Genomic DNA, 26,194 nt, shown 5'->3' with positions numbered 1-26,194 from the left:
GTCGTCGGAGGCCTTACGGGACACAAGGGGCGCCGTCCGCCGGACGGGTGACGGCCCGTCGGCATGTTCCGGCCCGGCCCGGGAAGGCGCACTCAGGGCCTTTCGCTCTGCGCGGACGGCGAGCGACCTCCATCACACCGTTCCGTTCGGGTTACCGGGGCGAAACGTACTCCGTCGCAGGTAAACGTATGTCAACAGTGTGTAAGAGGCGGTGAGCCCGATGTGCATTCGGCCCCGAGCCGCGAGTATCGTCCTCACCTGCACAGACTCATACTCAATCCCTCGACATCTCCAGACACCGGAGGGCCCGTTGTCCCGCTTCGCGCTCATCAAGGCAGTGCTCGGCCCGATCATGCGCCTGATGTTCCGCCTACGGGCGGAGGGCGCGGAGCGGATTCCGGGCGACGGCCCGGTCATCCTGGCCGGAAACCACCTGACCTTCATCGACTCGATGATCCTGCCGCTGGTCTGCGACCGTCAGGTCTTCTTCATCGGCAAGGACGAGTACGTCACCGGGAAGGGCCTCAAGGGCCGGCTGATGGCCTGGTTCTTCACCGGCGTCGGCATGATCCCCGTCGACCGTGACGGCGCCCGGGGCGGTGTGGCCGCGCTGATGACCGGCCGCCGGGTGCTGGAGGAGGGCAGGATGTTCGGCATCTACCCGGAGGGCACCCGCTCCCCCGACGGCCGCCTGTACCGCGGCCGCACCGGCATCGCCCGGCTCACCCTGATGACCGGGGCGCCCGTGGTCCCGTTCGCCATGATCGGCACCGACAAGCTCCAGCCGGGCGGCACGGGTCTGCCCCGGCCGGGCCGCGTCACCGTCCGTTTCGGCGAGCCGATGGAGTTCTCCCGGTACGAGGGCATGGACCGGGACCGGTACGTCCTGCGGGCCGTGACCGACTCGGTGATGACGGAGGTCATGCGGCTGTCCGGGCAGGAGTACGTCGACATGTACGCGACCAAGGCGAAGGCCGCGTAGGCCTCCGGCGGCCGGGGTTCAGGGCCTTCGGCCCTTCGGTCAGAGCTTCTGGCCCTTCAGCAGGAACCACGCCGCCAGTGCCGTGGCCAGCAGTACCGCCGCTCCCGCGCCCGACGCCAGGTGCAGGCCGTGGACGAAGGACTCCCTGGCCGCGTGCAACAGGGCCGCGGAGGCGTGCGCCGGCAGACCCGCCGCCGCCTCGACCGCGCCGCCCAGCGACTCGTGGGCGGCGGACGGCGTCCCCTCCGGGCCGGTGAAGCCGCGGTAGACGCCGGTCACGATGGAGCCCAGCAGGGCGATGCCGAGGGCCGCGCCCAGTTCGTACGCCGTCTCGGAGACCGCCGAGGCGGCGCCCGCCTGCTCCTTGGGCACGCTGGAGAGGATCACGTCGGCGGTGACCGTGAAGGAGAAGCCGGCACCGACGCCGACCAGCAGCAGGGCCGTGCCCAGCAGCGGGTAGCCGGTGCTCCCGCTGAGGGTGGTCAGCGCGGCCAGCCCCACTCCGATGGCGGCCAGCGAGCCGGAGACCACGCCCCGCACCGAGAAGCGCCGGGCCGCCCGGCCGGCGATCAGTCCGGCCGCCACCGCGCCCAGGGCGGCGGGCAGTTCGAACAGGCCCGCCTCGAACGGCCGCCTGCCCTGGACCAGTTGCAGGTACTGGGAGAGGAAGAACACCAGGCCGGACATGCCGAGCACGGTCAGCAGGTCGGCGAGGACGGCGCCGGAGAACCCCCGGTCGCGGAAGAGCCGTATGTCCAGCAGCGGCTTCGGCAGCATGAGCTGACGGCGCAGGAAGCCGTACAGCGCGGCCGCGCCCAGCAGTCCCGTGGCGAGGGCCGGCCAGGTGAACCCGCGTGCCGCGGCCTCCTTGACCGCGTAGACGACGCCGACCACGCCGACCAGTGACAGCACGACGCTCGCCAGGTCCCACGGGCCCGGGTCGGGGTTGCGGGACTCGGGCAGGGTCCTGATGCCGACCAGGACGAGGACCGCCATCACGGGCAGGTTGATGAGGAAGACCGAGCCCCACCAGAAGTGCTCGAGCAGCAGGCCGCCCACGATCGGGCCGAGGGCCGTGCCGCCGGAGGCGGTCGCGCCCCAGATGCCGACGGCGAGGCTGCGCTCGCGCGGGTCGTGGAAGAGGTTGCGGATCAGGGCGAGCGTGGCGGGCATCAGGGTGGCGCCCGCGACGCCGAGCAGCGCCCGGGCCAGGATCATCAGTTCCGGCGTGGTGGCGTAGGCGTTGAGCACGGAGACGGCGCCGAACGCGGTGGCACCGCCGAGCAGGATGCGCTTGCGGCCGATGCGGTCGCCGAGGCTGCCCATGGAGACGAGCAGGCCGGCGATGACGAAGGAGTAGACGTCGCCGATCCACAGCAGCTGGGTGCCGGAGGGCCTGAGGTCCTCACTGATGAAGGGGGTCGCGAGACCGAGGACGGTCGCGTCGACGGCCACCAGCAGCACGGCGAGCACGAGGACGGAGAGCGCGAGCCAGCGGCCCGGACGCTGCTCCACCTCCGCCGCGCGAGCCGGCTGCAGGGTGCTGGTCATGATTCCTCGTTCCGTGATGTGTCCGTGCGCAGTGCGCCGCCGAGCAGCAGCTCGGTGATCATGTGAGGGAAGTCCTTGGGGGCGACCTTGCCGCTCAGTACGACGTAGGCGCCGGAGGCGATGAGGCCGAAGAGGGCCTCGGTGAGCCAGGCGGGGGTGAGGTCGATACGGAACTCGCCGCTGAGCTGGCCGCGCCGGAAGACCTCGGAGATGCGCTCGTCGAGCCGGGCCCAGCCCTCGTTCTGCTCCTCGCCCTCGAAGAGCTGGTTCTCCGTGTAGAGGAAGGAGAGCAGCCCGGCCGCCGGTTCGATCTCGCGGACCAGGCGCCGTACGGCGTCACCGGCCGGCCCCTCCCCCAGGCGGGCTGTGTCGAGGGCGGCCTCGCACTCGGCGATGCCGAGCGCCTCCAGCGCCCTGACGAGCGAGTCGCGTCCGGCGAAGTGGCGGTGCAGCGTGGCCCGGCTGATCCCGGCCGCCTTGGCGACCTCGTCCATGGTGGCGGTGGACTTGTGGGCGAGCAGGGTGGCTGCGCTGCGCAGCACGTGGTCACGATCGACAGCCATGAGACAACAGTAGCCCATGTGAGACATCAGTGTCTCATCACGGGCGTGCGCGTCTCACGCTCACGGACGGGAATAGCTCACCTCAGGTGGAAAAAGGGGTGCCGCGGGTGCTCAGTGCCAGGGCAGCTGCCCTCGCCGCTCCCAGTAGGCCCGAGGTTCCTCGGCCAGCGCGTCGAGGCGGGCGAGCTGGTCCTCGTCCAGGTCGACGGCCGGGGCCTCGAGGTTGGAGACGAGCTGACCCGGGGTGGCGGCGCCGGAGAGGACCACTCCCACCCACGGCCTGCGCAGGATCAGGGCGAGGGCGACCGCGTCGCAGCCCAGGCCCGTCTCCCGGGCGACCGCCTTGAGCGCCTCGGGGGCGTACGGCTCGGCGAGCCGCCCGTTGGCCATGCCCTCCTTGACGATCACCGTCAGCCCGGCGTCGTGCGCCTCGGCGAGCGCGGGGGCCGCGGAGGTCTCCAGGGCGTTGTACGTCGACTGGACGGTACGGAAGAGGGGGGCGCCGTCGACCGTCACGCCGAGCGCGGCCCGGACGGTGTCGGCCTGGGCGGGCCCGCTGGTGGAGAAGCCGATCGTGAGGCCGTCCGCGGCGGCCTCGGCGAGCCTGGCGTGCAGTTCCCTGTCGGTGAGCGCCGGGCTGTCCGGGGTCAGCGAGTGGATCTGGTACAGGTCGAGGCGGTCGCCGAGGAGTTCGGCGGTCTCGGCACGCTGCCGCTCGTAGGTGGCGAGGCTGTGGTCCTTGACCTCGTGCCGGTCGGCGTCGGTGGTCCAGTTCGCGGTGTAGGTGTAGCCCCACTTGCTGCCGACGACGACGTCGGCGGCGTCGGGGCGAGCCCTGAGCCACTCGGCGAGGAACTCCTCGGCGCGGCCGTAGGAGCGGGCGGCGTCGACGTAGCGGACGCCCTGCGCGTAGGCGGCGTCCAGGAGTTCGTGGGTGCGCTCGCGCAGGGCGTCGACGGTGCGGTCGGCCGGGAGGTCGCGGTCCCGGCCGAGGTTGACGTAACCGGGCCGTCCGACGGCGGCGAGCCCCAGGCCGATGTGGCAGGTGGGCGTCGTGACCGAGGCCAGTCTGGCGAAGGGCATCGCGGGCTCCGTCCGGTCGCTTCCTCACGGCTGTCGACCCAACGTAGCCCGTGATGCCCCGGCAGGCGCGTACCGCCGTTTCCCGGCGTCCGCCGCTTCCCGGTGTCCGCTCCCTCTCGGGGCCGATGCTTCCGGGCGTCCGCTACTTCCCGGCGCCCGCCCACTGGTGCTGCGCCGCCACGTCCGCCTTGACCTCGACGAGCTGGACGGCGACCGCGCTCGGGGCGGTGCCGCCGCGGCCGCTGCGGGAGGCGAGGGCGCCGGGGACATTGAGGACGGTGCGCACCTCGGGCGTCAGATGGGCGGAGATCTTGGCGAACTGCTCGTCGGTCAGCTCGTCGAGTTCCTTGCCCTCGGCCTCCGCGGCCTTCACGCACTCGCCGGCGACCTCGTGCGCCACCCGGAACGGCACGCCCTGCTTGACCAGCCACTCGGCGATGTCGGTGGCCAGCGAGAAGCCGGCCGGGGCCAGCTCCTCCATCCGCTCGCGGTGCACGGTGAGCGTGGCCATCATGCCGGTGAAGGCCGGCAGCAGGACCTCCAGCTGGTCGCAGGAGTCGAAGACGGGCTCCTTGTCCTCCTGGAGGTCGCGGTTGTACGCCAGCGGCAGGGCCTTGAGGGTGGCGAGCAGACCGGTCAGGTTGCCGATCAGCCGGCCGGACTTGCCGCGCGCCAGCTCGGCGATGTCCGGGTTCTTCTTCTGCGGCATGATCGACGAGCCGGTGGAGAAGGCGTCGTGCAGGGTCACGAAGGAGAACTCCTTCGTGTTCCAGATGATGACCTCCTCGGCGATCCGGGAGAGGTTCACCCCGATCATCGCGGTGACGAAGGCGAACTCCGCGACGAAGTCACGGGAGGCCGTGCCGTCGATGGAGTTGCCGGCGCTGCCGCGCTCGAAGCCGAGGTCCCGCGCCACCGCCTCCGGGTCCAGGCCGAGGGAGGAACCGGCCAGGGCGCCGGAGCCGTAAGGCGACACCGCGGTCCGCTCGTCCCACTGGCGCAGCCGCTCGGCGTCCCGCGACAGGGACTGGACGTGCGCGAGGACGTGGTGGGCGAACAGCACCGGCTGGGCGTGCTGGAGGTGGGTGCGGCCGGGCATGGCCACGTCCGGGTGGGCCTCGGCCAGGCCGATGAGCGCGTCCTGGAGGTCGGCGATCAGGGCGCCGATGATCCGGGCGTGGTCGCGCAGGTACATGCGGAACAGGGTGGCGACCTGGTCGTTGCGGGACCGGCCGGCGCGCAGCTTGCCGCCGAGGTCGGCGCCGAGGCGCTCCAGCAGGCCGCGCTCCAGGGCGGTGTGCACGTCCTCGTCGGCGATGGTGCCGGTGAAGGAGCCGTCGGCGACGTCCGCCTCCAACTGGTCGAGGCCGGCCAGCATGCGCCGCAGTTCGTCGTCCGTGAGCAGCCCCGCCTGATGCAGCACGCGCGCGTGGGCGCGGGAGCCGGCGATGTCGTAGGGCGCGAGGCGCCAGTCGAAGTGGACGGACGCGGACAGCTTCGCCAGGGCCTCGGCGGGACCGTCGGCGAAACGGCCGCCCCAGAGCCGTACGTCACCGCTGTTGCTGCTCACTTGGGTTTGCTCCTCGGAGATGGCGATGTGCGCGACCGCCTCCCCACCGGTGAGTGAGGAGGCGGCTGTCAGGCTAGTGCGTGCGAGGCGACCCGGCGCCGTGACGCGAGGCCCGCGCCGGGTCGGGCCCGTCGGGGCCCGGTCGGGGCCTAGGCCAGATCGCGCCGCGCGGCGATCTTCGACGACAGGCTGTAGATGTCGATGAAGCCCTTGGCCGCGGACTGGTCGAAGGTGTCGCCGGTGTCGTAGGTGGCGAGGTTGAAGTCGTACAGCGACTCCTGCGAGCGCCGGCCGGTGACGACCGCGCGGCCGCCGTGCAGGGTCATGCGGACGTCGCCGGAGACGTGCTGGTTGGCCTCGTTGATGAAGCCGTCCAGGGCGCGCTTGAGCGGGGAGAACCACTGGCCGTCGTAGACCAGTTCGCCCCAGCGCTGCTCGACCTGCCGCTTGTAGCGGGCGAGCTCGCGCTCGACGGTGACGTTCTCCAGCTCCTGGTGGGCGGTGATCAGGGCGATCGCGCCCGGAGCCTCGTACACCTCGCGGGACTTGATGCCGACGAGGCGGTCCTCGACCATGTCGATCCGGCCGATGCCCTGGGCGCCGGCGCGCTCGTTGAGCTGCTGGACGGCCTGCAGGACGGTGACGGGCTTGCCGTCGATGGCGACGGGGACACCCTCCTTGAAGGTGATGACCACCTCGTCGGCCTCGCGGGCGACAGCCGGGTTCTGGGTGTACTCGTAGATGTCCTCGATCGGCGCGTTCCAGATGTCCTCGAGGAAGCCGGTCTCCACGGCGCGGCCGAAGACGTTCTGGTCGATGGAGTACGGGGACTTCTTGGTGGTCGCGATCGGGAGGTTCTTCTCCTCGCAGAACGCGATGGCCTTGTCCCGGGTCATCGCGTAGTCGCGGACCGGGGCGATGCACTTCAGGTCGGGGGCGAGGGCGACGATGCCGGCCTCGAAGCGGACCTGGTCGTTGCCCTTGCCGGTGCAGCCGTGGGCGACGATGCCGGCACCGTGCTTCTGGGCGGCGGCGACCAGGTGCTTGACGATCGTCGGCCGCGACAGCGCGGAGACCAGCGGGTAGCGGTCCATGTACAGGGCGTTGGCCTTGATCGCCGGGAGGCAGTACTCGTCGGCGAACTCGTCCTTGGCGTCGGCGACCTCGGCCTCGACGGCACCGCAGGCGAGCGCGCGCTTGCGGATGACGTCCAGGTCCTCGCCACCCTGGCCGACGTCGACCGCAACGGCGATGACCTCGGCGCCCGTCTCCTCGGCGATCCAGCCGATGGCGACGGAGGTGTCCAGACCGCCCGAGTAGGCGAGTACGACGCGCTCGGTCACGGGATTCTCCTCACACTGCATTCGCTGATATGCATGAGTATGCAGAACTCTGCATGGTTCGTCAATCTCGTCCGCGGCGCGTCGCGGCGCCGGGGACACGCGAGACGCCCGCAGCGATCCTTTAGACAGGCGAACGACTTTTCCTTGATAATCACTGGACATGGGAAAGACGTATGAGCGCATCGACGGCAGGCTGCGCACGTTCATCGAGCAGCAGCCCCTCTTCTTCACCGCGACCGCCCCGCTGTGCGGCGACGGCACGGTCAACCTCTCCCCCAAGGGCCTCAAGGGCTCCTTCGCGGTGCTCGACGAGCACACCGTGGCCTATCTGGACTTCGCCGGGTCCAACGCCGAGACGATCGCCCACCTGCGCGAGAACGGCCGGATCACGCTGATGTGGTGCGCCTTCCAAGGCCCGCCCACCATCGTGCGCGTCCACGGCCGGGGCGAGCCCGTCTTCCGCGACGACCCGCGCTTCGGCGAGCTCCTCACCCGTTTCCCCGACATCGACCCCGCCCAGCACGGACTGCGCGCGATCATCGTCGTGCACGCCGAACTCGTACGGGACACCTGCGGCTACGCCGTGCCCTTCATGGCGTACGAGGCGGACCGGGATCTGCACGGCAGGCGCTTCGCGCGGGAGGACGACGCCTCGCTGAGCGACTACTTCACCAGGAAGGAGCACGTGGCCACCAGCCTGGACGGACTGCCCGGGCTGCCGTTGCCGCTGCCGCCGTCCACGGTCTGAGCCATGCGCCCCGGTCCCGCCTCGATCCTCGCCGCCCTCTCCCTCCCCACGCTCGGTACCGCTCCCGCGGGCGAGGTGCCGCTGCCGGCGCGGATGCGGGACACCGGCGGCGGCACCCAGCTGATCACCGCTTCCGCGGCCCGGACCGACGCCACGTCGGGCACGGTCACCTGGTGGGACCGGCGCGGCGGACGCTGGGTGCGTACCGGTTCGGCACCGGCCCGGTTCGGCGCGCGGGGGCTCGTCGAGGGGACGGCGCGGCGGCAGCGGACGAACACACGGCCGGCTGCGTGTCGGTGCCGCGGGAGGCCATACGGCGGATCCTGGCGTGGGCGGATCCCCGCACGCCGGCCGCACATCGCGATCGGCACGGCGGGCGGGGCGACCGCGATCAGCCGTTACCGACCTCTGCGCCGCCTGCCGGAAGCCGGACCGTGAAGGCCGTGGAGCCGGGGCGGCTGTCCAGTCCGACACCGCCGCCGTGGGCCTCCGTCACGGCCGCCACGATCGACAGGCCCAGGCCGGCCCCGGCGCCACCGAAGGAGTCGGCGCGGCGGCGGTCGGCCCGGGTGAAGCGCTCGAAGACACCCGGCTGGACCTCCTCCGGCACGCCGGGCCCGTCGTCGTGCACCCGCAGGACGGCCGTGGCGGCAGTCTCCGGGTCCGTCCCCCGGTCGGACTCCAGCTCCAGGGACACCGTCACCTTCGTGCCCGCGGGCGTGTGCGCACGCGCGTTGGCCAGCAGGTTGGCGAGCACCTGCTGGAGCCGGTGGGCGTCACCGGTCACCGTCACCGGCTCCTGAGGCAGCTCCAGCGTCCAGCGGTGCCCCGGACCCGCGGCCCGGGCGTCCGTCACCGCGTCCAGGACCAGGCGGGTGAGGTCGACCGGGTGGCGTTCCAGGGGACGTCCGGCGTCAAGACGGGCCAGGAGCAGCATCTCGTCGACCATCTCGCCCATGCGGGCGGACTCGGCGGCGATGCGTTCCAGGGCCCGGGTGACCTCGGGCGGCACCGGCCCCGGGTGCAGCAGGGCCAGCTCGGCGTGGCCGCGCACCGTGGCGACCGGGGTGCGCAGCTCGTGGCTGGCGTCGGCGGCGAAGCCGCGCAGCCGCTCCTCGCTCGCGTGCCGTTTGGTCAGCGCGTCCTCGACGTGGTGGAGCATCCGGTTGAAGGCGGCGCCGACCCGCCCGACCTCGCTGCGCGGGTCGGCGCGCGGCGCGCGGGGCGGCAGCGCGACCTCGCCGCTGGCGAGCGGCAGCTCGCTGACCCGGGCGGCGGTTTCCGCGACCCGGGTCAGCGGCCGCAGCGACCAGCGCACCCACAGGGCGCCGGCGACCCCGGCGACGGCCAGGGCCAGCCCGGAGACGGTCCCCGCGACCAGCTCCAGCCGGTGCACGGCGGCCCGCACCGGCGCCATCGGCAGCCCGGTGACCAGCACGTCGCCGTCCTGGCCCGGCCAGGCCGCCAGCCGGTACTCCCCCAGGTCGGACAGGCGCACCGTGTGCCCGTCGCGGTCCACCGGGAGCGCGGCCAGAGCCCTGCGGTCGGCGCCGGTGAGGGTGACCTCGAAGCCGGGACGGGACCCGGAGGGGACCACGGCCGTATGGGTCACCGTGCCGCCGAGGAGCCGAGCGCCGAAGGTACCGGCGGCCTGGCGGCGGGTGTCGCCGCGCTCGTCGCCGTCGTGGTCGGAGGGCTTGGTGGGCGTGGCGGTGCCGTGCTCGAGGCTCTCCGGGAAGCCCGGTCCTGTCTGCTGGAGCTGCTGGTCGATGCGGCCGGTGAGGAAGCCGTCCAGTTCGAGGACCGCGGCCACGCCGACGGCGGCGCAGCCGACGGCCAGCAGCACCACCAGGCCGAAGGTGAGCCTGGCCCGCAGGGTGTGCGGCCTGGGCAGACGCCGTATCCGCCGCGCCAACGCCCGTCGCGCCATCGCCTGTCGCACCTTCGTCCGTCGCGCCTTCGCCTGTCGCGGCGCGGTCATCGCACCGCCGGTTTCAGCACGTACCCGGCGCCGCGCACCGTGTGGATCATGGGTTCGCGTCCGGCGTCCACCTTCTTGCGCAGGTAGGAGATGTACAGCTCCACCACATGGGCCTGGCCGCCGAAGTCGTAGGACCACACGCGGTCGAGGATCTGGGCCTTGCTCAGCACCCGGCGCGGGTTGTCCATCAGGAAGCGCAGCAGCTCGAACTCGGTCGGGGACAGCTCGATCAGCTCTCCCGCCCGGGTGACCTCACGGGCGTCCTCGTCCATGACCAGGTCGCCCACGGTCAGCCGCGGGCCGGCCGCCGGCTGTCCGGCCATCCCGGCGCGGCGCAGCAGTCCGCGCAGCCGGGCGACCACCTCCTCCAGGCTGAACGGCTTGGTCACGTAGTCGTCGCCGCCCGCGGTGATCCCCGCGATACGGTCCTCCACCGCGTCCCGTGCCGTGAGGAAGAGCACACAGACGTCCGGCCGCACGGCGTGCAGCTCGCGCAGCACGGCGAATCCGTCGGTGTCCGGGAGCATCACGTCGAGGACGACGGCGTCGGGCTGCACCTCCCGGGCCGCGGCGACGGCCGCGGCCCCGTCGCCCGCGGCGCGCACCTCCCAGCCCTGGTAGCGCAGGGCTCCGCAGAGCACTTCGGCGAGGTCGGGGTCGTCGTCGACGACGAGGACGCGCACGGGGGTGCCGTCGAGGCGGGTGAGGGCGGGCAGGCCGTGAGGGCTCGGGCGGAAGCTGTCCATGGCCCCTCCAGCATCGCCGGTCCGCGGTCCGGACGGCGAGGGAAGGGGCCTCTGAGTTTCCTGTGAGTGCGCCCACACGGCCCTCGGCTCAGAGCTCCTTCAGAGGTTCGCCCCGCACAGTTGTGTCCGGACCGGCGAAGGGAACGGGAGAGCGGATGACCACGGTGTACGAGCGGCGGACGGCTCCGCCGGTGCGGCTGGCGCCCCGGCGCTCCCCGGCGGGCGCGGTGCTGGCGCTGCTGTGGGCGGGGGTCGCCGCGGTGGTCGTGCTGTGGTGGTCCGGCACCGCCTCCGTCGTGGGTGCGGCGGGCTGGCTGACCGGTGCCGGGCGGATCGCGGGCCTGCTGTGCGGGTACGCCTGCGCGGTGCTGGTGGGCCTGATGGCGCGGGTGCCGCTGCTGGAGCGCCGGATCGGCTCGGACCGGGTGGCGCGCTGGCACGCGATGGCCGGCCGGTACACGGTGTGCCTGCTGGTCGCCCACGTGGGGTTGATCCTCGCCGGGTACGCCGCCCAGGACGGTTCCTCCGTGCTGCGCGAGGCGGTCACGGTGGTGCTGGACTACCCGGAGATGCTGAAGGCCACCGCCGGCACCGTGATCCTGTTCGCGGTCGGCGTCACCTCGGCGCGCGCGGTGCGCCGCCGGACCAGTCACGAGTTCTGGTACTACACGCACCTGCTCACCTACGCCGCCGTCTTCCTGGCCTTCGGCCACCAGGTCGCGCTGGGCGCCGAGTTCACCGGCAGCACCCTGGCCACGGTTGTCTGGTACGCGCTGTACCTGGGCGTCGCGGCCCTGGTGCTGTGGTTCCGGATCCTGGTCCCGGTGCGGCTCAACCTGCGTCACCGGATGCGGGTCGAGGCGGTGCACAAGGAGGCACCGGGCGTGTACTCGGTCGTCGTGCGCGGTGAGCGGCTGGACGAACTGGACGCGTGGCCGGGGCAGTTCTTCCGCTGGCGGTTCCTCGCCGAGGGCCTGGGCTGGACGTCGACGCCGTACTCCCTGTCGGCGCCGCCCCGTCCGGACCTGCTGCGCATCACGGTGAAGGCGCTCGGCGACCACAGCGCGGCCGTGCCGCTGCTGCGGCCGGGCACCCGGGTGTGGGCGGAGGGACCCTACGGGTCGATGACCGCCGACCGGCGCACCTCGCACAGGTCCCTGCTGATCGCCGCCGGGGTCGGCATCACCCCGCTGCGCGCGCTGTTCGAGACGCTGCCCGGTGACGTCACCCTGCTGTACCGGGCGCGGACCGCCGAAGACCTGGCGCTGGGACGCGAGTTGGAGGCCATAGCGGGGTGGCGCGGGGCGCGGGTGCTGTACGCGCTCAACGGCCCGCGCGGCGAACGCCCCTCCCTCACCGTGGAGTCCCTGCGCGCGGCCGTCTCCGACCTGTCAGGACACGACGTGTACCTCTGCGGCCCGCACGCCTTCGCCCGGGACGTGTACGAGGTGCTGCGCGCGGCCGGGGTGCCGGACCGCCGTATCCACCACGAGTCGTTCGAGCTGTGAGGCCCTGTTGCACGCGTTGAGGAAGAACCGTCCGCTGCGCCGGATCGTGCTGGCGAGCGCCGCCACCGTCTCCGGGCTGGTGATGCTGCTGTCGCTCAAGCCGCACACGCCGCCGCAGTTCGCCGCGGCTCCCGCGCCGGCCCCGACCAGCGGTCCGAGCACGTCAGGCGGGTCCGGTCAGTCCGGTCAGTCCGGTCAGTCCGGTCAGTCCGGTCAGTCCGGTCAGTCCGGTCAGTCCGCCGGTACCAGGACCGTCACCGGCGACACGGTGCAGACCCGCTGGGGTCCGGTCCAGGTGCGGGTCACCCTCGTGAACGGCCGGATCACCGACGTGACGGCACTCGCCCAGCCCTCGGACAACCCGCGGGACCGGGAGATCAGCGGCTACGCCATCCCCCAGCTGCGCAGGGAGGCGCTGACCGCGCAGAGCGCGAGCATCGACACCGTCTCGGGCGCGACGTACACCAGTGACGGATACCGCCGCTCGCTCCAGTCCGCGCTGGACGCGGCCGGGCGCTGAACCTCACCGGACACTGAACGCGAGGCCGCCGTGGCACGTATTGCAGGGCCAAGGGACCACGCCGCCCCCCTTGCCCCCGTCCACGGAGGAACCGTGACCACCACGCTCGCAGGAGGCCGCGCCGCCCGGCGCCAGACGATGCGCCGCATCCGGCCGCGCCGCTCCCCCGCCGTCCCGCTGCTGGCCGCCGTCTGGGCGGGCGCGGCGGGCGTCCTCTGGCTGTGGTGGACGAACACCCCGACCGTCGACGGCACCGCCGGGCGGGTGCTGAACGCGGGCCGGATCACCGGCCTGCTGGCCGGCTACCTGATGGCGCTGGTCGTGCTCCAGATGGCGCGGGTGCCGGCCCTGGAGCGGCGGGTGGGCTCCGACCGGGTCGCCCGCTGGCACGCCATGAGCGGCCGGTACACGCTCTGCCTGGTCCTCGCGCACGTCCTGCTCACCATGTGGGGCTACGCGCTCCAGGGCGGCAGGTCGCTCGGAGACATCGTGGGGCAGACCGTGGAGTCCGTCGAGCAGCTGCCCGACCTGGGCAAGGCCGCGATCGGCACCGGTCTGCTGGTGGTCGTCGGGCTGGTCTCGATCGGCCCGGTGCGCCGCCGGATGCCGTACGACACGTGGTACCACGTGCACCTGTTCACCTACGCCGCGGTGTTCCTGACGTTCTGGCACCAGATCACCACCGGCAACGACTTCGCCGTGGAGCCGGCCGCGCGAACCTTCTGGTACGGCCTGTACGGCGCGGTGACCGCGCTGGTCGTCTGGTACCGGATCCTCACCCCGGTCCGGCTGAACCTGCGCCACCGCATGCGGGTGGAGACGGTGATCGAGGAGACGCCGGGCATTGTGTCGGTGCTGATCGGCGGCAACAGGCTGCACCGGATGGGCGCGGAGGCCGGGCAGTTCTTCCGGTGGCGGTTCCTGGCACCGGGCATGCGGTTCTCCTCCCATCCGTACTCGCTGTCGGCGGCGCCCCGCCCGGACACGCTGCGCATCACCGTCAAGGCGATCGGCGACCACAGCGCCCGGCTGCGTGAACTCGCCCCCGGCACCCGGGTGTGGGCGGAGGGACCCTACGGCGCGCTGACCGCGTCCCGGCGCAGCCGCGGCAAGGTGCTGCTGGTGGCGGGCGGGGTGGGCATCACGCCGATGCGTGCGCTGTTCGAGACGCTGCCCGGCGCGGCCGGCGACATCACGCTGCTGTACCGGGCCAACAGCACGCAGGACCTGGCCCTGTGGGGCGAACTGTCGAAGATCGCCGACGAGCGCGGCGCCCGGCTGATGTACGCGGTGAACAGCCCGGACGGGGAACGCCCCGACATCTCCGCCGAGTCGCTGCGCCGCAAGATCGCCGACATCGACCGCCACGACGTCTTCCTGTGCGGCCCGCCCGGCTTCGCGCAGACGGTGTACGAGGCACTGCGCGGCGCGGGGGTCCCCGCCCGCCGCATCCATCACGAGTCGTTCGAGATGTGAGCGACGGGAACGCGGAACGTCCGCGAAGACCACAGGACCTACGGGACTCACGGGAATTCAGGAGCTCATCGGCGATGAGGAAGAGCCACCCCATCCGACGTGCCGTGCTGGCCGGCGCCGCGACCGTGTCCGGCATCGTGCTGCTGCTGTCGCTGAAGCCGGCCTCCGACCCGGCGTCCGCCGCGGCGGCCGGCGCGGCGCCGCAGCGGACTGCGGCGGCGCAGGAGTCGCCGCAGGGCGGCAGCGGCGCGCCGCGCACGGGCACGGGCACGCGGTCCGTCACGGGCGACGTGGCCCGGACCGAGTACGGCGACGTGCAGGTACGGCTGACCGTCAGCGACGGCAGGATCACCAGGGCGGAAGCCGTCCAGGCTCCGCAGGGCGGGGTCAGCGGGCAGAAGAGCGCGCTGGCCGTACCCCGGCTCAACCAGGAGGCCGTCACCGCGCAGAGCGCGGACATCGACACCGTCTCCGGAGCGACCTACACCAGCGGCGGCTACAGGAAGTCGCTCCAGTCGGCTCTGGACAAGGCCGGTGGCTGAGGCCGTGTCCGGGTCGGCGCCGGGCCCCGCGGCGGTGCGGCACGCGGAGGAGGTCATGGGGACCGTCTTCTCCTTCGACGTCCGCGGCGGCCGGTCCGACGCGGTGGCCGGGGCGCTGGGCGAGGCGGTCGCCGGACTGCACCGGGTCGACGAGGTGTTCAGCGCCTACCGGCGCGACAGCCAGCTCTCCCGCCTGGCGCGCGGTGAGCTCACTGTGGCGGAGTGCGACCCCGAGGTCGCCCAGGTGCTCGCCCTGGGCGCCGAGGCGGAACGGGTCAGTGACGGCTGGTTCAGCCTGCGTTACCGGGGTGGCCTGGATCCGACCGGGATCGTCAAGGGCTGGGCCGCCGAACGGGCCGCCCGGCGGATCGCGGCGGCGGGGGTGAGCGGGGTCAGCGTGAACGGCGGCGGAGACGTGCAGGTGCTCGGCGCCCCCGACGCGCAGCGGCCCTGGCGGGTGGGGGTGTCGGACCCCCTGCGCCCCGGCGGACTCGCGGCGGTGGTCTCCGCGGCGGGTACGAGCGAGCTGGCGGTGGCGACGTCGGGCACGGCCGAGCGCGGCGCCCACATCGTCGACCCGCGCACCGGCAGGTCGGCGATCACCGACCTGGTCGCGGTCACCGTGGTGGCCCCCAGCCTGACCTGGGCGGACTGCTGGGCGACGGCCGCGTTCGCCATGGGCTCCCGCGAGGGCCTGGCCTGGCTGGACTCGTTGCCGGACGTGGAGGCGCTGCTGATCACGGCGGGCGACGAGGTCAGGTGCACGCACGGGCTCGCCGCCCGGCTGGGCTGAGAGCCGGCCGGCCTCGCGCCGGGGTCACTGGCCGTTCTGCGCGAGCCTCAGCAGGTGGTCCGCCAGCGCCTGTCCCCCCGTGGGGTCCCGGCTGATCAGCAGCAGCGTGTCGTCGCCGGCGATGGTCCCCAGGATGTCGTGCAGCTCGGCCTGGTCGATGGCCGAGGCGAGGAACTGCGCCGCCCCCGGAGGCGTCCGCAGGACGACGAGGTTGGCGGACGCCTCCGCGGAGATCAGCAGCTCCTGCGAGAGCCGCCGCATCCGCTCCTCCTTCACCGACTCCCCCAGCGGTGCGCGCGGGGTGCGGAAACCGCCCTCGCTGGGCACCGCGTAGATGAGGTCGCCGTCGGTGTTGCGGATCTTCACCGCGTTCAGCTCGTCCAGGTCGCGGGACAGGGTCGCCTGGGTGACGCTCAGCCCGTCGTCGGCCAGCAGCTTCGCCAACTGGCTCTGCGAGCGCACCGGTTGCCGGTTGAGGATGTCCACGATCCGGCGGTGGCGCGCGGTGCGGGTCTGCGGCACCGCCGGCCCGGCCTCGCTCTGACCGTTCTGCGGCTGACTCATCGTCGTCTCATTCTCCGGATCATCCGTCCCCGTTTGCCACGTCCAGGACGCCGGGCAGTGCCCCGAGGAAGGCGTCCACCTCGTCGTCGCCGAGGTTCAGCGGCGGCATCAGCCGAACGACGTCGGGGGCGGGCGCGTTCACCAGGAACCCGGCTTCCTGAGCCGCCTGCTGCGCCTGGGGCGCGCGCGGCTCGGTGAGCACGATACCCAGCAGCAGGCCCGCGCCCCGGACGTGGGCGACCAGCGGGTGGTCCAGGGACTCGATCCCGTCGCGCAGCTTCTCGCTCTGCCGCTTGACGTTCTCCAGCAGCCCCTCGCCCGCGATCGTGTCCAGGACGGCGAGGCCGGCGGCGCAGGCGACCGGGTTGCCGCCGAAGGTCGTGCCGTGCTGACCGGGCTGGAGCAGGTCGGCGGCGCGTCCGAAGGCGACGGTGGCGCCGAGCGGCAGCCCGCCGCCCAGGCCCTTGGCGAGCGTGACGACGTCGGGCAGGACGCCCTCGTGGGCCTGGTACTCGAACCAGTGCCCGGTGCGCCCGACCCCGGTCTGCACCTCGTCGAGGACCAGCAGCGAACCGGTGGCCGCCGTGATCGCCCTGGCCGCCTTCAGATAGCCGGGCGGGGGCACCACGACCCCGTTCTCGCCCTGGATGGGCTCGATGACGACGAGGGCGGTCTCCTCGGTGACCGCGGCGGCCAGCGCCCGCGCGTCCCCGTAGGGCACGTGGGTGACCTCGCCGGGCAGCGGCAGGAACGGCTCCTGCTTGCCGGGCTGGCCGGTGAGCGCGAGGGCCCCCATCGTGCGGCCGTGGAAGCCGCCGTGGGTGGCGACCATGTGCGGCCGGCCGGTGAGCCGGCCGATCTTGAAGGCGCCCTCGTTGGCCTCGGCGCCGGAGTTGCAGAAGAACACCCTGCCGTCCCGGCCGAAGAGCTGGAGCAGCCGTTCGGCGAGGGCGACGGGCGGTTCGGCGACGAACAGGTTGGAGACATGACCGAGGGAGGCGATCTGCCGGCCGACCGCCTCGACGACGGCGGGGTGGGCGTGACCGAGCGCGTTGACCGCGATGCCGCCGACGAAGTCGACGTACTCCCGCCCGTCGGCGTCCCACAGCTTCGCGCCCGCGCCGCGGACGAGGGCGAGCCGCGGGGTGCCGTAGTTGTTCATGAGGGCGCCCTGCCAACGCGCGGTCAGTGCCTGGTTGCTCATGCCCTGGTTGCTCACGTCTGGATTACTCACGTCCTGGTCGCTCACGACTCCCCCTGTTCGTCCGGCACGACCATCGTGCCGATGCCCTCGTCGGTGAAGATCTCCAGCAGGATCGAGTGCTGGACCCGGCCGTCGATGACGCGGGCGGTGGTCACGCCGCCGCGCACCGCGTGCAGGCAGCCCCGCATCTTCGGCACCATGCCGGAGGACAGCTCCGGCAGCAGCTTCTCCAGCTCGCTCGCGGTCAGGCGGCTGATCACCTCGTCGGAGTTCGGCCAGTCCTCGTAGAGGCCCTCGACGTCGGTGAGGACCATGAGGGTCTCGGCGCCCAGCGCCGCAGCGAGTGCCGCAGCCGCCGTATCAGCATTGACGTTGTAGACATGCCCGTCGTCCCCGGAGCGGGCGATCGAGGAGACGACCGGGATGCGGCCGTCGGCGAGCAGCGCCTCGATCGCGCCGGTGTCGATCTCGGTGATCTCGCCCACCCGGCCGATGTCGACCGACTCGCCGTCGATCTCGGGGGTGTGCTTGGTGGCGGTGATGGTGTGCGCGTCCTCGCCGGTGATGCCGACGGCGAACGGCCCGTGCTGGTTGAGCAGGCCCACCAGCTCCCGCTGCACCTGCCCGGCCAGCACCATGCGGACGACGTCCATGGCCTCCTCGGTGGTGACCCGCAGGCCCGCCTTGAACTCGCTGACGATGCCGTGCTGGTCGAGCGCCCGGCTGATCTGGGGGCCGCCGCCGTGCACGACGACGGGCCTCAGGCCGGCGTGCCGCAGGAAGACGACGTCCTGGGCGAAGGCCGCCTTCAGCTCCTCGTCCACCATGGCGTTGCCGCCGAACTTGATGACGACGGTCTTGCCGTGGTGCCGGGTCAGCCAGGGCAGCGCCTCGATGAGGATCTCGGCCTTGGGCAGCGCGGTGTGTTTGCGAGTGGTTCCTGAGCTCATGACGAGTAGGCGCTGTTCTCGTGGACGTAGTCGGCGGTGAGGTCGTTGGTCCAGATGGTGGCGGTCTCGGAGCCGGCGGCGAGGTCGGCCACGATGTGGACCTCGCGGTAGCGCATGTCGACCTTCTCCCGGTCCTCGCCGACGCCGCCGTTCTTGCAGACCCAGACGCCGTTGATGGCGACGTTCAGCCGGTCCGGCTCGAAGGCGGCCTTCGTGGTGCCGATCGCCGACAGGACGCGGCCCCAGTTGGGGTCCTCGCCGTGGATGGCGCACTTGAGGAGGTTGTTGCGGGCGATGGAGCGGCCCACCTCCACGGCGTCCTCCTCGCTCGCGGCGCCCACCACCTCGACCTTGATGTCCTTGCTGGCGCCCTCGGCGTCCCGGATCAACTGCTGTCCGAGGTCGTCGCAGACCGCCCGTACGGCCTCGGCGAACTCCGCGTACTCAGGGCTGACTCCGGAGGCGCCCGAGGCGAGCAGCAGCACGGTGTCGTTGGTGGACATGCAGCCGTCGGAGTCGACGCGGTCGAAGGTGACCTTCGTGGCGGCGCGCAGCGCCTTGTCGAGCACGTCGGCCTCGAGGTCGGCGTCCGTGGTGAGCACGACGAGCATGGTGGCCAGGCCCGGGGCGAGCATGCCGGCGCCCTTGGCCATGCCGCCGACGGTCCAGCCGTCCTTGGTGACCACGGACGTCTTGTGGACGCTGTCGGTGGTCTTGATGGCGATGGCGGCCTTCTCGCCGCCGTGCTCGGAGAGCTGGGCGGCGGCCGTCTCGACGCCCGGCAGCAGCTTGTCCATGGGTAGCAGGACGCCGATCAGGCCGGTGGAGCAGACGGCGACCTCGACGGCACCGACGCCGAGCACGCCGGCGGCCTTCTCGGCGGTGGCGTGGGTGTCCTGGAAGCCCTTGGGTCCGGTACAGGCGTTGGCTCCGCCGGAGTTGAGGACGACCGCGGAGAGCCTGCCGGTCCTGAGCACCTGCTCGGACCACTGCACCGGGGCGGCCTTGACGCGGTTGGAGGTGAAGACGCCCGCGGCCGCGCGGCGGGGCCCGGTGTTGACCACGAGGGCCAGGTCCGGGTTGCCGTTCTCCTTGATCCCGGCGGCGATGCCCGCCGCCTGGAACCCCTTGGCTGCCGTGACACTCACGGTGCGACTCCGATCGTCGAAAGCCCGGTGGTCTCGTCGAGTCCGAGGGCGATGTTCATGCTCTGCACCGCTCCGCCCGCGGTGCCCTTGGTCAGGTTGTCGATGGCGCTGATCGCGAGGACCCGCTGCGCGGCGGGGTCGTGGGCCACCTGGATCTGCACGGCGTTGGAGCCGTAGACGGAGGCGGTGGCGGGCCAGCGCCCCTCGGGGAGGAGGTGGACGAAGGGCTCGTCGGCGTAGGCCTTCTGGTACGCGGCGCGCACGGAGTCGGCGGTGACCCCGGGGCGCGCCTTGGCGCTGCACGTGGCGAGGATGCCGCGGGGCATCGGCGCGAGGGTGGGGGTGAAGGACACGGTGACGTGCTCCCCCGCCGCGGCGCTGAGGTTCTGGATCATCTCCGGGGTGTGCCGGTGCAGGCCGCCGACCCCGTAGGGGGACATGGATCCCATCACCTCGGAACCGAGCAGGTGCGGCTTGGCCGCCTTGCCGGCGCCGGAGGTGCCGGAGGCGGCGACGATCACCGCCTCGTTCTCGACGAGTCCGGCCGCGTAGGCCGGGAAGAGGGCGAGGGAGGCGGCGGTCGGATAGCAGCCGGGCACCGCGATGCGCTTGGCGCCCTCCAGCGCGGCGCGGGCACCGGGAAGTTCCGGCAGGCCGTAGGGCCAGGTGCCGGCGTGCGGGGAGCCGTAGAAGCGCTCCCAGTCGGCGGGGTCCTTCAGCCGGAAGTCGGCGCCCATGTCGATGACGAGGACGTCGGGGCCGAGCTGCTCGGCGACGGCGGCGGACCGGCCGTGCGGCAGGGCGAGGAAGACGACGTCGTGCCCGGCGAGGACTTCGGGGGTGGTCTCCTGAAGAACGCGGTCGGCGAGGGGCAGCAGGTGCGGCTGCAGGGCGCCGAGCCGCTCTCCGGCGTTGGTGTTCCCGGTCAGGGCGCCGATCTCGGCCTCGGGGTGCGCCAGCAGCAGACGCAGCGCTTCTCCGCCCGCGTATCCACTCGCTCCGGCGACCGCCACACGTACAGCCATGAACCCTCCTCCTCGATGGCATGACTATACGTTTCCCTGCACGTTTATGCAATCCTGCCGGGCTTGTCGCAGGCGATGACGGGGCCGTCCGGCCGCTGAGGGGAGTCGCGCACACCTCTGATGCGTTACGCAGACGTTAAGACATCAGGTCTTCACGGCCCGCTCCGGAGCGTGCGAGCCTCCAGGGGCACTCACCGAGGCAGCACCAGCCGACGAAGGGTATGACATGCCCATGCTGACCAGACGTGCAACGGCGCTCGCCGCAGCGGTCTCCCTGACGCTTCTCGCCGGCGCGTGCGGCGGCTCAGGGGACGACGCCGGATCGGGCACGACCCTGAAGATCGCGACCAACGCCATCTCCGGCGGCAAGAACGGCCCTCAGGCGGACTGGCTCCAGAAGTGGGCCATCCCGAACTTCGTCAAGGCCGAGAAGGCCAAGGGCGTCGACGTGAAGGTCACGTTCCAGCCCAGCGGCGTGGACGACGAGCAGTACAAGACCAAGCTGGCCCTCGACCTCCAGTCCGGCTCCGGGCCCGACGTGTTCGACATCGACGGCATCTGGGTCGGGGAGTTCGCGCAGGCGGGATACATCAAGCCCATCGATAACGTTGTCAAGGACAGCGGCGCCTGGGACGGCTGGAAGCAGATCCCGGATTCCGTGCAGCAGCTGGCCGCCTTCCAGGACAAGCGCTACGGCATCCCCAACGGCACCGACGGCCGGGTGCTCTTCTACAACAAGGACCTGTTCAAGAAGGCGGGCCTGCCCGAGACCTGGCAGCCGACCGGCTGGGACGACATCATCCGGGCCGGCGAGAAACTGAAGTCGGTCAGCGGCGTCACCCCGATCCAGCTCAATGCCGGTACGGCGATGGGCGAGGCCACCACCATGCAGGGCTTCCTGCCGGTGCTGGCGGGCACGGGCGAGCCGATCTGGGCCGACGGCAAGTGGACGGGCGCCACCCAGGGAATGAAGGACGCCCTCGGCGTCTACCAAAAGATCTACTCCGAGAAGCTCGGCGACCCGCTCCTCCAGCAGGAGGCGCGGGGCCGCGACAAGTCCTTCGAGCGGTTCGCCCAGGGCAGGATCGGCATCCTGATGGAGGGCGACTACTTCTGGCGCGGTGTCGTCAACCCCGACGGGGGCGTCGCACCGATGAAGAACCGCGACGCGGTCGTCGGCTACGCCAAGATCCCGGCGATGGCACCGGGCAGGGGAGTCAACGGCCAGGACTTCGTCTCCTACTCGGGCGGCAGCGTGCAGACGCTCAACCCCAAGTCCAAGAACCCCGAACTCGCCTTCGAACTGATGAAGTTCCTGAACTCCGCCGAAGCCATCAAGTCGAAGCTGGCCGGCCAGGTCCAGATCACCGCCCGCACCGACGTCAACAACGAGGTGCTGACGCAGGACCCGATGCTGTCCTTCATCGCCAAGGACGTGCTGCCCCTCACCACCTTCCGTCCGCCGCTGGCGCAGTACACGCAGGTCTCGACGCTGCTGCAGGAGGCCACCGCGGCGGTGGTCGGCGGCAAGAGCCCGCAGGCCGCGGCCGAGGAGTACGCGAAGAAGCTGGAAGGGGCCGTGGGCGGTGCCGACGACATCAGGTCCTGAGCTCCGCACCGAAGAGGCGGACACGCGGGACGCGGACGGGCACGCGACACCGCTCCGCGCGTCCGCCCGGGTCCGGGCCGGCGGCGACGCCGCCGGCCTGGGCCGGGCCCGCGCCACGGCGTTCCTCGTTCCGGCGCTCCTGCTGATCGCGGCGTTTCTGCTCTTCCCGGCGATCTGGACCATCTACCTGGGGCTGACCGACTACCGGCTCACCGGCCTCGCCGCAGCACACCCGACGTTCGTGGGCCTGGACAACTTCACGGACGCGGTGAGCGACGACCGGTTCGGCAACTCCCTCTGGCTGACCGTGCAGTTCGTCCTCGGCTCGGCCATCGTCGGCCAGTCGCTCCTCGGCTTCGCCGTCGCCTGGGTGATGCGCGAGCGGCGCGGCGCGCTGCGCCGCCTCGTCGAGGCGCTGATGCTGCTGGCCTGGGTGCTGCCCGGCTCGGTGGTGACCTTCCTGTGGATCGCGCTGCTCGACCGGGACAGCGGCTCACTGAACGCCCTGCTGCACACGCCGGGCACCGCCTGGCTGCTGCAGTACCCGATGGCGTCGATCGTCGTCTTCAACATCTGGCGGGGTGCCGCCTTCTCGATGATGCTCTACGCGGCCGCGATCGGGAACGTGCCGCCCTCGCACCTGGAGACGGCACGGCTGGCCGGGGCATCCGGCCTGCAGCAGCTGCGGGACGTGGTCCTGCCGCGGATCAAGGGACACATCCTGACCAACCTGCTGCTGATCAGCCTGTGGACGTTCAACGACTTCACCCCGTTCCTGCTCACCGCGGGCGGACCCGAGGACAGGACCGCGATCATGCCGGTGTTCATCTACAAACTCGCCCTGAACAACGGCGAGCTCGGCTTCGGTGCGGCGATCTCGGTGCTGATGCTGCTGTTCAACCTGGTCATCGCGCTGTTCTACCTACGGATCCTCCGGCAGCGGAAGGACGGCACCGCATGACCGCCCCCCTCGCCGGGTCCGCCGCCGTCGACGCGTCGCACGAGGCCGGCCTGGAGCGGGCGCGGCGCACCGTGCGCACCGTCGGGCACTACACCTTCGTCTGTCTGGTGATCGCGTTCTTCGCGCTGCCGCTGCTGTGGCTGGCGTCCGCGCCGTTCGACGCCACGCCCAGTGTCACGGCCTCGCTGCCGGACTTCACCCTGCGCAACTTCCGCGTCCTCGCGGACAACCCGTACGCGCTGCGGTCACTGGGCAACTCCGTCGTCCTGGCGGCCGGCGCGGGCGCCCTGACCCTGGTGCTGTCGGCGCTCGCCTCGTACGCGCTGAGCCGGGTGCGGCTGCCGGGCCGGGACGTCCTGCTGTACGTCCTGCTGCTGCTGTCCTCCATCGTGACCGGCACGGCGGCCATGGTGCCCCTGTTCAACCTGGCGTTCGAGCTGCACCTCATCGACTCCCAACTGGGCGTGGTGCTGGTGATGACCGGCGGCATGCTGCCCGGCGCGATCTTCATCCTGAAGGACTTCATGGACGGCACGCCGGCGTCGTACGAGGAGTCGGCCCGTGTCTTCGGCGCCTCCCCGCTGCAGATCGTGCGGCACATCGTGGTGCCGGTGGTGCGGCCGGGCCTCGCGACGATCGCGGTGTGGGCGGTGGCCCAGGTGTGGGGCAACTTCCTGGTGCCGTTCCTGCTGCTGCGCACGCCGGAGAAGTCCCCGGCCGCCGTGGTGATGTACACGCTCTACACCGAGGGAGGACAACCGAACCTCGCGCTCATCTCCACCTTCTCCCTGCTGTACTCACTGCCGGTGGTCCTGATGTTCCTGTTCGTCAGTTCCCGGTACGGATTCCGGTTCCACGGAGGGATCAAGCGCTGATGGCACCGATCACCATGAGCGAGCTCGTGAAGATCTACCCCGGGGGCGTCCGGGCCCTGGACGCCATCGACCTGACGGTCGAGGACGGGGAGTTCTTCGCGCTGCTCGGCCCGTCCGGCTGCGGCAAGACGACCCTGCTGCGCACCGTCGCCGGTCTGGAGGCATCCAGCGGCGGCTCGATCCGCATCGGCGACCGCGACGTGACGGCCCTGCCGCCGGGGCGGCGCGATGTGGCGATGGTCTTCCAGGACTACGCGCTCTTCCCGCACATGACGGTCACCGACAACATCGCCTACCCCCTGCGCATCAAGAAGGTGCCCTCCGCCGAGCGTGCCCAAAAGGCCGCCGGGACCGCCGCCGAACTGGGCCTGTCCGACTATCTGGGGCGCCGCCCCGGCCAGTTGTCCGGCGGCCAGCAGCAGCGCGTGGCGCTCGCCCGGGCGATGGCCTGCCACCCGCAGGTGTTCCTCTTCGACGAGCCGCTGTCGAACCTGGACGCGCGGATGCGACTGGAGGCCCGCACGTTCCTCAAGCGGCTGCAGCGTGAACTCGGCGTCACGACCGTGTTCGTCACCCACGACCAGGCCGAGGCACTGGCCCTGGCCGACCGGATCGCGGTGATGGAGGGCGGCCGGATCCGCCAGCTGGGCACCCCGAAGGAGGTGTTCCACCGCCCCGCCAACACCTTCGTGGCCTCGTTCATCGGCTCCACCCCGATGAACCTCCTGGACGCGGCGGTGTCGTCCTCGGGCGAGCACCTGGCGATCGGGAACGACGTGCTGCCCGTGCCCGCCGCGTACGCCCGGGCACTGACCGACGGCGAGAAGCTCGTCCTCGGTGTCCGGCCGGAGTACCTGTCCTACTCCGCCGAGCCGGTGAAGCAGGCGCTGTCGGGCGAGGTCACCGTCGTGGAGAACCTCGGCAGCGCACAACTGGTCACGCTGAGCGGCGAGGCGGGCTTCGTCCAGGTGGTCGTCGACGAGGACACCGTCCTCGTGACGGGCGACCGGGGCTACGCGGTGCCCCGCCCGGACCGGATGCTGCTCTACCGGGACGGCGACCTCATCGGCACCGGCACCCCGGCCGGGGCCGCCGCGTGAGCGCCCGCACCACCACGGTCCACCGCGGTCGCTGGTCGTTGCAGGACCGGCTGGACGCGATGCTGCGGGAGCTGCCGTTCGAGGTGGCTCCCGGTACCGCGGCCGTCACCGTCGAGCTGTCCTACGACCGGTCGGCGGGCGTCCTCGACCTGGGCTGCCTGGGAGCGGACGGTTTCCGCGGCTGGTCGGGCGGCGCCCGGACGACGTACACGATCGCGGCCGACTGGGCGACGCCCGGCTACCTTCCGGGCGAACTGGAACCCGGTGTCTGGCGGGTGCTGCTGCGGCTGCACCGCATCCCGCCGGACGGCCTCGACCACGAGGTGCGGGTGACCACCGCGACCGCCCGCCCGGCACCGCCCGGCCCGCCGGCCGCACCGGAGCCGGACCTGGCTCGGCGTCCCGCCGCACGCCGGCGGCGCGACATTCCCTCGGTCGACGGGCTGCACTGGTACGCGGGCGACCTCCACAGCCACACCGTGCACAGCGACGGCGCGCTCACCGTCCCCGAACTGGCGTTTCTGGCCGCCGACCGCGGCCTGGACTTCCTCGCCGTCACCGACCACAACACCGTCAGCCACCACCCCGAACTGGCGGGCGCCGGCGCCCGTTACGGCATCACCCTGCTGCCCGGTCAGGAGGTCACCCGCGACGAGGGCCACGCCAACGTGTTCGGCGACGTCGGGTGGGTGGACTTCCGCGAAGGGGCCGACTCCTGGCACGCGCACGCCCGCGGCAGGGGCGGCATCCTGTCCGTCAACCATCCGCTGGGCGGCGACTGCGCGTGGCGGCTGCCGCTCGCCGACCGCCCCCGGCACGCGGAGATCTGGCACTCCGGCTGGTTCGACCGGCGCTGGGGCGCACCGCTGTCGTGGTCGGGCGCCTGGCGTCCGGACGTCATCGCCGTCGGCGGCAGCGACTTCCACCGCAAGGGCGACGACCACCTGCCCGGTGCCCCCACCACCTGGCTGCTGGCCGAGGACGACAGCCCCGCCGCCCTGCTCGCCGCGCTGGCCGCCGGCCGCACCGCGGTCAGCGCCGGACCCGACGCCCCGCTCCTGCTGCGGCGGGGGGACCGATGCGTCGCGCTGGGGGCCGACGGCGCGGTACTGGTCCGCCCGGACGGGCGGCGGTCAGCGCCGGACCCGACGCCCCGCTCCTGCTGCGGCGGGGGGACCGATGCGTCGCGCTGGGGGCCGACGGCGCGGTACTGGTCCGCCCGGACGGGCGGCGCCAGGTCGTCCATGGGGACCGTACGACCCTGCCGGCCGACGCGGGCCCGTACCGTCTGGAAAGCCACGAGAACGAGGTGATCGCGCTGTGCCAGTGAACATCCGGGTGGCGAACGCACC

24 protein-coding genes and 1 pseudogene are annotated in these 26,194 nt (G+C 72.2%); 13 read left to right on the top strand and 12 right to left on the bottom strand.

Going from position 1 to position 26,194, the window contains the following annotated elements:
- Nucleotides 1–220 precede the first annotated feature (220 nt).
- Nucleotides 221–982 carry a lysophospholipid acyltransferase family protein gene (locus ACTYVM_RS07605; RefSeq protein ID WP_445525150.1) on the top strand — a complete coding sequence of 254 codons (762 nt, stop codon included), beginning with the start codon at nt 221–223 and terminating at the stop codon, nt 980–982.
- 39 nt (nt 983–1,021) lie between these two features.
- On the opposite strand, the gene ACTYVM_RS07600 is transcribed toward ACTYVM_RS07605, so the two are convergent.
- From ACTYVM_RS07600 to ACTYVM_RS07580, 5 genes are all read right to left on the bottom strand, one after another.
- Nucleotides 1,022–2,533, bottom strand: coding sequence for an MFS transporter (locus ACTYVM_RS07600; RefSeq protein ID WP_445525149.1), 1,512 nt, complete (start codon nt 2,531–2,533; stop codon nt 1,022–1,024).
- Entirely contained in the window at nt 2,530–3,096 is a 567-nt protein-coding gene (locus tag ACTYVM_RS07595) for a TetR/AcrR family transcriptional regulator (protein WP_445525148.1), read from the bottom strand. The genes ACTYVM_RS07600 and ACTYVM_RS07595 overlap by 4 nt, the downstream gene beginning before the upstream one ends.
- Nucleotides 3,097–3,207: 111 nt before the next feature.
- Nucleotides 3,208–4,179 carry an aldo/keto reductase gene (locus tag ACTYVM_RS07590; RefSeq protein ID WP_445525147.1) on the bottom strand — a complete coding sequence of 324 codons (972 nt, stop codon included), beginning with the start codon at nt 4,177–4,179 and terminating at the stop codon, nt 3,208–3,210.
- A 142-nt stretch (nt 4,180–4,321) separates the two neighbouring features.
- The gene (argH, locus tag ACTYVM_RS07585) at nt 4,322–5,749 is read right to left on the bottom strand and encodes an argininosuccinate lyase (protein WP_445525146.1); all 1,428 of its coding nucleotides are present in this window, start codon (nt 5,747–5,749) and stop codon (nt 4,322–4,324) included.
- A gap of 149 nt (nt 5,750–5,898) precedes the next feature.
- A complete protein-coding gene (locus tag ACTYVM_RS07580) occupies nt 5,899–7,092 on the bottom strand; it encodes an argininosuccinate synthase (RefSeq protein ID WP_445525145.1) in 1,194 nt (397 codons plus the stop codon).
- Nucleotides 7,093–7,252: 160 nt separating this feature from the next.
- Here ACTYVM_RS07580 and ACTYVM_RS07575 point away from each other — a divergent pair, with 160 nt between their 5' ends.
- Nucleotides 7,253–7,840, top strand: a complete 588-nt coding sequence (locus tag ACTYVM_RS07575; RefSeq protein WP_445525144.1) for a pyridoxamine 5'-phosphate oxidase family protein — start codon at nt 7,253–7,255, stop codon at nt 7,838–7,840.
- 3 nt (nt 7,841–7,843) lie between these two features.
- Nucleotides 7,844–8,278 carry a hypothetical protein gene (locus tag ACTYVM_RS07570; RefSeq protein WP_445525143.1) on the top strand — a complete coding sequence of 145 codons (435 nt, stop codon included), beginning with the start codon at nt 7,844–7,846 and terminating at the stop codon, nt 8,276–8,278.
- On the opposite strand, the gene ACTYVM_RS07565 is transcribed toward ACTYVM_RS07570, so the two are convergent.
- Together ACTYVM_RS07565 and ACTYVM_RS07560 are read right to left on the bottom strand one after the other, a co-directional pair.
- Nucleotides 8,232–9,770 (bottom strand): sensor histidine kinase, encoded by a 1,539-nt coding sequence (locus ACTYVM_RS07565; protein ID WP_445525142.1) that lies wholly within the window; start codon nt 9,768–9,770, stop codon nt 8,232–8,234. The two genes, ACTYVM_RS07570 and ACTYVM_RS07565, sit on opposite strands and share 47 nt — an antisense overlap.
- 47 nt (nt 9,771–9,817) lie before the next feature.
- Nucleotides 9,818–10,567 (bottom strand): response regulator transcription factor, encoded by a 750-nt coding sequence (locus tag ACTYVM_RS07560; RefSeq protein ID WP_445525141.1) that lies wholly within the window; start codon nt 10,565–10,567, stop codon nt 9,818–9,820.
- A 155-nt stretch (nt 10,568–10,722) separates the two neighbouring features.
- On the opposite strand from ACTYVM_RS07560, the gene ACTYVM_RS07555 reads away from it, so the two are divergent.
- The 5 genes and pseudogenes from ACTYVM_RS07555 (at nt 10,723) to ACTYVM_RS07535 (ending at nt 15,406) form a co-directional block, all read left to right on the top strand.
- Nucleotides 10,723–12,075, top strand: a complete 1,353-nt coding sequence (locus ACTYVM_RS07555; protein ID WP_445525140.1) for a ferredoxin reductase family protein — start codon at nt 10,723–10,725, stop codon at nt 12,073–12,075.
- Between the two features lie 7 nt (nt 12,076–12,082).
- Nucleotides 12,083–12,595, top strand: coding sequence for an FMN-binding protein (locus tag ACTYVM_RS07550; protein ID WP_445525139.1), 513 nt, complete (start codon nt 12,083–12,085; stop codon nt 12,593–12,595).
- A gap of 93 nt (nt 12,596–12,688) precedes the next feature.
- Nucleotides 12,689–14,071, top strand: a complete 1,383-nt coding sequence (locus ACTYVM_RS07545) for a ferredoxin reductase family protein (RefSeq protein WP_445525138.1) — start codon at nt 12,689–12,691, stop codon at nt 14,069–14,071.
- A gap of 74 nt (nt 14,072–14,145) precedes the next feature.
- Nucleotides 14,146–14,601: pseudogene (locus tag ACTYVM_RS07540) on the top strand (FMN-binding protein); the annotation flags it as partial.
- A 67-nt stretch (nt 14,602–14,668) separates the two neighbouring features.
- The gene (locus tag ACTYVM_RS07535) at nt 14,669–15,406 is read left to right on the top strand and encodes an FAD:protein FMN transferase (protein ID WP_445525180.1); all 738 of its coding nucleotides are present in this window, start codon (nt 14,669–14,671) and stop codon (nt 15,404–15,406) included.
- Nucleotides 15,407–15,430: 24 nt separating this feature from the next.
- On the opposite strand, the gene ACTYVM_RS07530 is transcribed toward ACTYVM_RS07535, so the two are convergent.
- The 5 genes from ACTYVM_RS07530 to argC are packed head-to-tail and all read right to left on the bottom strand — an operon-like array spanning nt 15,431 to nt 20,297.
- On the bottom strand, nt 15,431–15,970 hold the full coding sequence (locus tag ACTYVM_RS07530; RefSeq protein ID WP_400031684.1) for an arginine repressor: 540 nt from the start codon (nt 15,968–15,970) through the stop codon (nt 15,431–15,433).
- Between the two features lie 19 nt (nt 15,971–15,989).
- A complete protein-coding gene (locus tag ACTYVM_RS07525) occupies nt 15,990–17,174 on the bottom strand; it encodes an acetylornithine transaminase (protein ID WP_445525179.1) in 1,185 nt (394 codons plus the stop codon).
- A gap of 41 nt (nt 17,175–17,215) precedes the next feature.
- Nucleotides 17,216–18,124 carry an acetylglutamate kinase gene (gene argB, locus ACTYVM_RS07520; RefSeq protein ID WP_445525137.1) on the bottom strand — a complete coding sequence of 303 codons (909 nt, stop codon included), beginning with the start codon at nt 18,122–18,124 and terminating at the stop codon, nt 17,216–17,218.
- On the bottom strand, nt 18,121–19,272 hold the full coding sequence (argJ, locus tag ACTYVM_RS07515) for a bifunctional glutamate N-acetyltransferase/amino-acid acetyltransferase ArgJ (protein ID WP_445525136.1): 1,152 nt from the start codon (nt 19,270–19,272) through the stop codon (nt 18,121–18,123). The genes argB and argJ overlap by 4 nt, the downstream gene beginning before the upstream one ends.
- Nucleotides 19,269–20,297, bottom strand: a complete 1,029-nt coding sequence (argC, locus tag ACTYVM_RS07510; RefSeq protein WP_445525135.1) for an N-acetyl-gamma-glutamyl-phosphate reductase — start codon at nt 20,295–20,297, stop codon at nt 19,269–19,271. Before argC ends, argJ begins: the two co-directional genes overlap by 4 nt.
- Nucleotides 20,298–20,529: 232 nt before the next feature.
- On the opposite strand from argC, the gene ACTYVM_RS07505 reads away from it, so the two are divergent.
- The 5 genes from ACTYVM_RS07505 to ACTYVM_RS07485 are packed head-to-tail and all read left to right on the top strand — an operon-like array spanning nt 20,530 to nt 26,155.
- Nucleotides 20,530–21,906 (top strand): extracellular solute-binding protein, encoded by a 1,377-nt coding sequence (locus tag ACTYVM_RS07505; protein ID WP_445525134.1) that lies wholly within the window; start codon nt 20,530–20,532, stop codon nt 21,904–21,906.
- Complete coding sequence (locus ACTYVM_RS07500) at nt 21,884–22,867, top strand: carbohydrate ABC transporter permease (protein WP_445525133.1); 984 nt, start codon at nt 21,884–21,886, stop codon at nt 22,865–22,867. Before ACTYVM_RS07505 ends, ACTYVM_RS07500 begins: the two co-directional genes overlap by 23 nt.
- A complete protein-coding gene (locus tag ACTYVM_RS07495; protein ID WP_445525132.1) occupies nt 22,864–23,742 on the top strand; it encodes a carbohydrate ABC transporter permease in 879 nt (292 codons plus the stop codon). Before ACTYVM_RS07500 ends, ACTYVM_RS07495 begins: the two co-directional genes overlap by 4 nt.
- Nucleotides 23,742–24,842, top strand: a complete 1,101-nt coding sequence (locus ACTYVM_RS07490; protein ID WP_445525131.1) for an ABC transporter ATP-binding protein — start codon at nt 23,742–23,744, stop codon at nt 24,840–24,842. The genes ACTYVM_RS07495 and ACTYVM_RS07490 overlap by 1 nt, the downstream gene beginning before the upstream one ends.
- On the top strand, nt 24,839–26,155 hold the full coding sequence (locus tag ACTYVM_RS07485; RefSeq protein ID WP_445525130.1) for a CehA/McbA family metallohydrolase: 1,317 nt from the start codon (nt 24,839–24,841) through the stop codon (nt 26,153–26,155). The genes ACTYVM_RS07490 and ACTYVM_RS07485 overlap by 4 nt, the downstream gene beginning before the upstream one ends.
- Nucleotides 26,156–26,194: the final 39 nt, after the last annotated feature.

The sequence above is a fragment of the Streptomyces cyslabdanicus genome, assembly GCF_052663305.1.
This window is presented reverse-complemented; position numbering and strand designations above follow the sequence as displayed.

Excerpts from the sequence above, each read along its gene's own strand:
- argC (WP_445525135.1), bottom strand. The coding sequence starts at position 20,297 with ATGGCTGTACGTGTGGCGGTCGCCGGAGCGAGTGGATACGCGGGCGGA.
- ACTYVM_RS07560 (WP_445525141.1), bottom strand. The coding sequence starts at position 10,567 with ATGGACAGCTTCCGCCCGAGCCCTCACGGCCTGCCCGCCCTCACCCGC.
- ACTYVM_RS07570 (WP_445525143.1), top strand. The coding sequence starts at position 7,844 with ATGCGCCCCGGTCCCGCCTCGATCCTCGCCGCCCTCTCCCTCCCCACG.
- ACTYVM_RS07535 (WP_445525180.1), top strand. The coding sequence starts at position 14,669 with ATGGGGACCGTCTTCTCCTTCGACGTCCGCGGCGGCCGGTCCGACGCG.
- ACTYVM_RS07575 (WP_445525144.1), top strand. The coding sequence starts at position 7,253 with ATGGGAAAGACGTATGAGCGCATCGACGGCAGGCTGCGCACGTTCATC.
- ACTYVM_RS07525 (WP_445525179.1), bottom strand. The coding sequence starts at position 17,174 with ATGAGCAACCAGGCACTGACCGCGCGTTGGCAGGGCGCCCTCATGAAC.
- ACTYVM_RS07565 (WP_445525142.1), bottom strand. The coding sequence starts at position 9,770 with ATGGCGCGACGGGCGTTGGCGCGGCGGATACGGCGTCTGCCCAGGCCG.
- argB (WP_445525137.1), bottom strand. The coding sequence starts at position 18,124 with ATGAGCTCAGGAACCACTCGCAAACACACCGCGCTGCCCAAGGCCGAG.
- ACTYVM_RS07505 (WP_445525134.1), top strand. The coding sequence starts at position 20,530 with ATGCTGACCAGACGTGCAACGGCGCTCGCCGCAGCGGTCTCCCTGACG.
- ACTYVM_RS07590 (WP_445525147.1), bottom strand. The coding sequence starts at position 4,179 with ATGCCCTTCGCCAGACTGGCCTCGGTCACGACGCCCACCTGCCACATC.
- ACTYVM_RS07595 (WP_445525148.1), bottom strand. The coding sequence starts at position 3,096 with ATGGCTGTCGATCGTGACCACGTGCTGCGCAGCGCAGCCACCCTGCTC.
- ACTYVM_RS07555 (WP_445525140.1), top strand. The coding sequence starts at position 10,723 with ATGACCACGGTGTACGAGCGGCGGACGGCTCCGCCGGTGCGGCTGGCG.
- ACTYVM_RS07605 (WP_445525150.1), top strand. The coding sequence starts at position 221 with ATGTGCATTCGGCCCCGAGCCGCGAGTATCGTCCTCACCTGCACAGAC.
- ACTYVM_RS07495 (WP_445525132.1), top strand. The coding sequence starts at position 22,864 with ATGACCGCCCCCCTCGCCGGGTCCGCCGCCGTCGACGCGTCGCACGAG.
- ACTYVM_RS07530 (WP_400031684.1), bottom strand. The coding sequence starts at position 15,970 with ATGAGTCAGCCGCAGAACGGTCAGAGCGAGGCCGGGCCGGCGGTGCCG.
- ACTYVM_RS07600 (WP_445525149.1), bottom strand. The coding sequence starts at position 2,533 with ATGACCAGCACCCTGCAGCCGGCTCGCGCGGCGGAGGTGGAGCAGCGT.
- ACTYVM_RS07490 (WP_445525131.1), top strand. The coding sequence starts at position 23,742 with ATGGCACCGATCACCATGAGCGAGCTCGTGAAGATCTACCCCGGGGGC.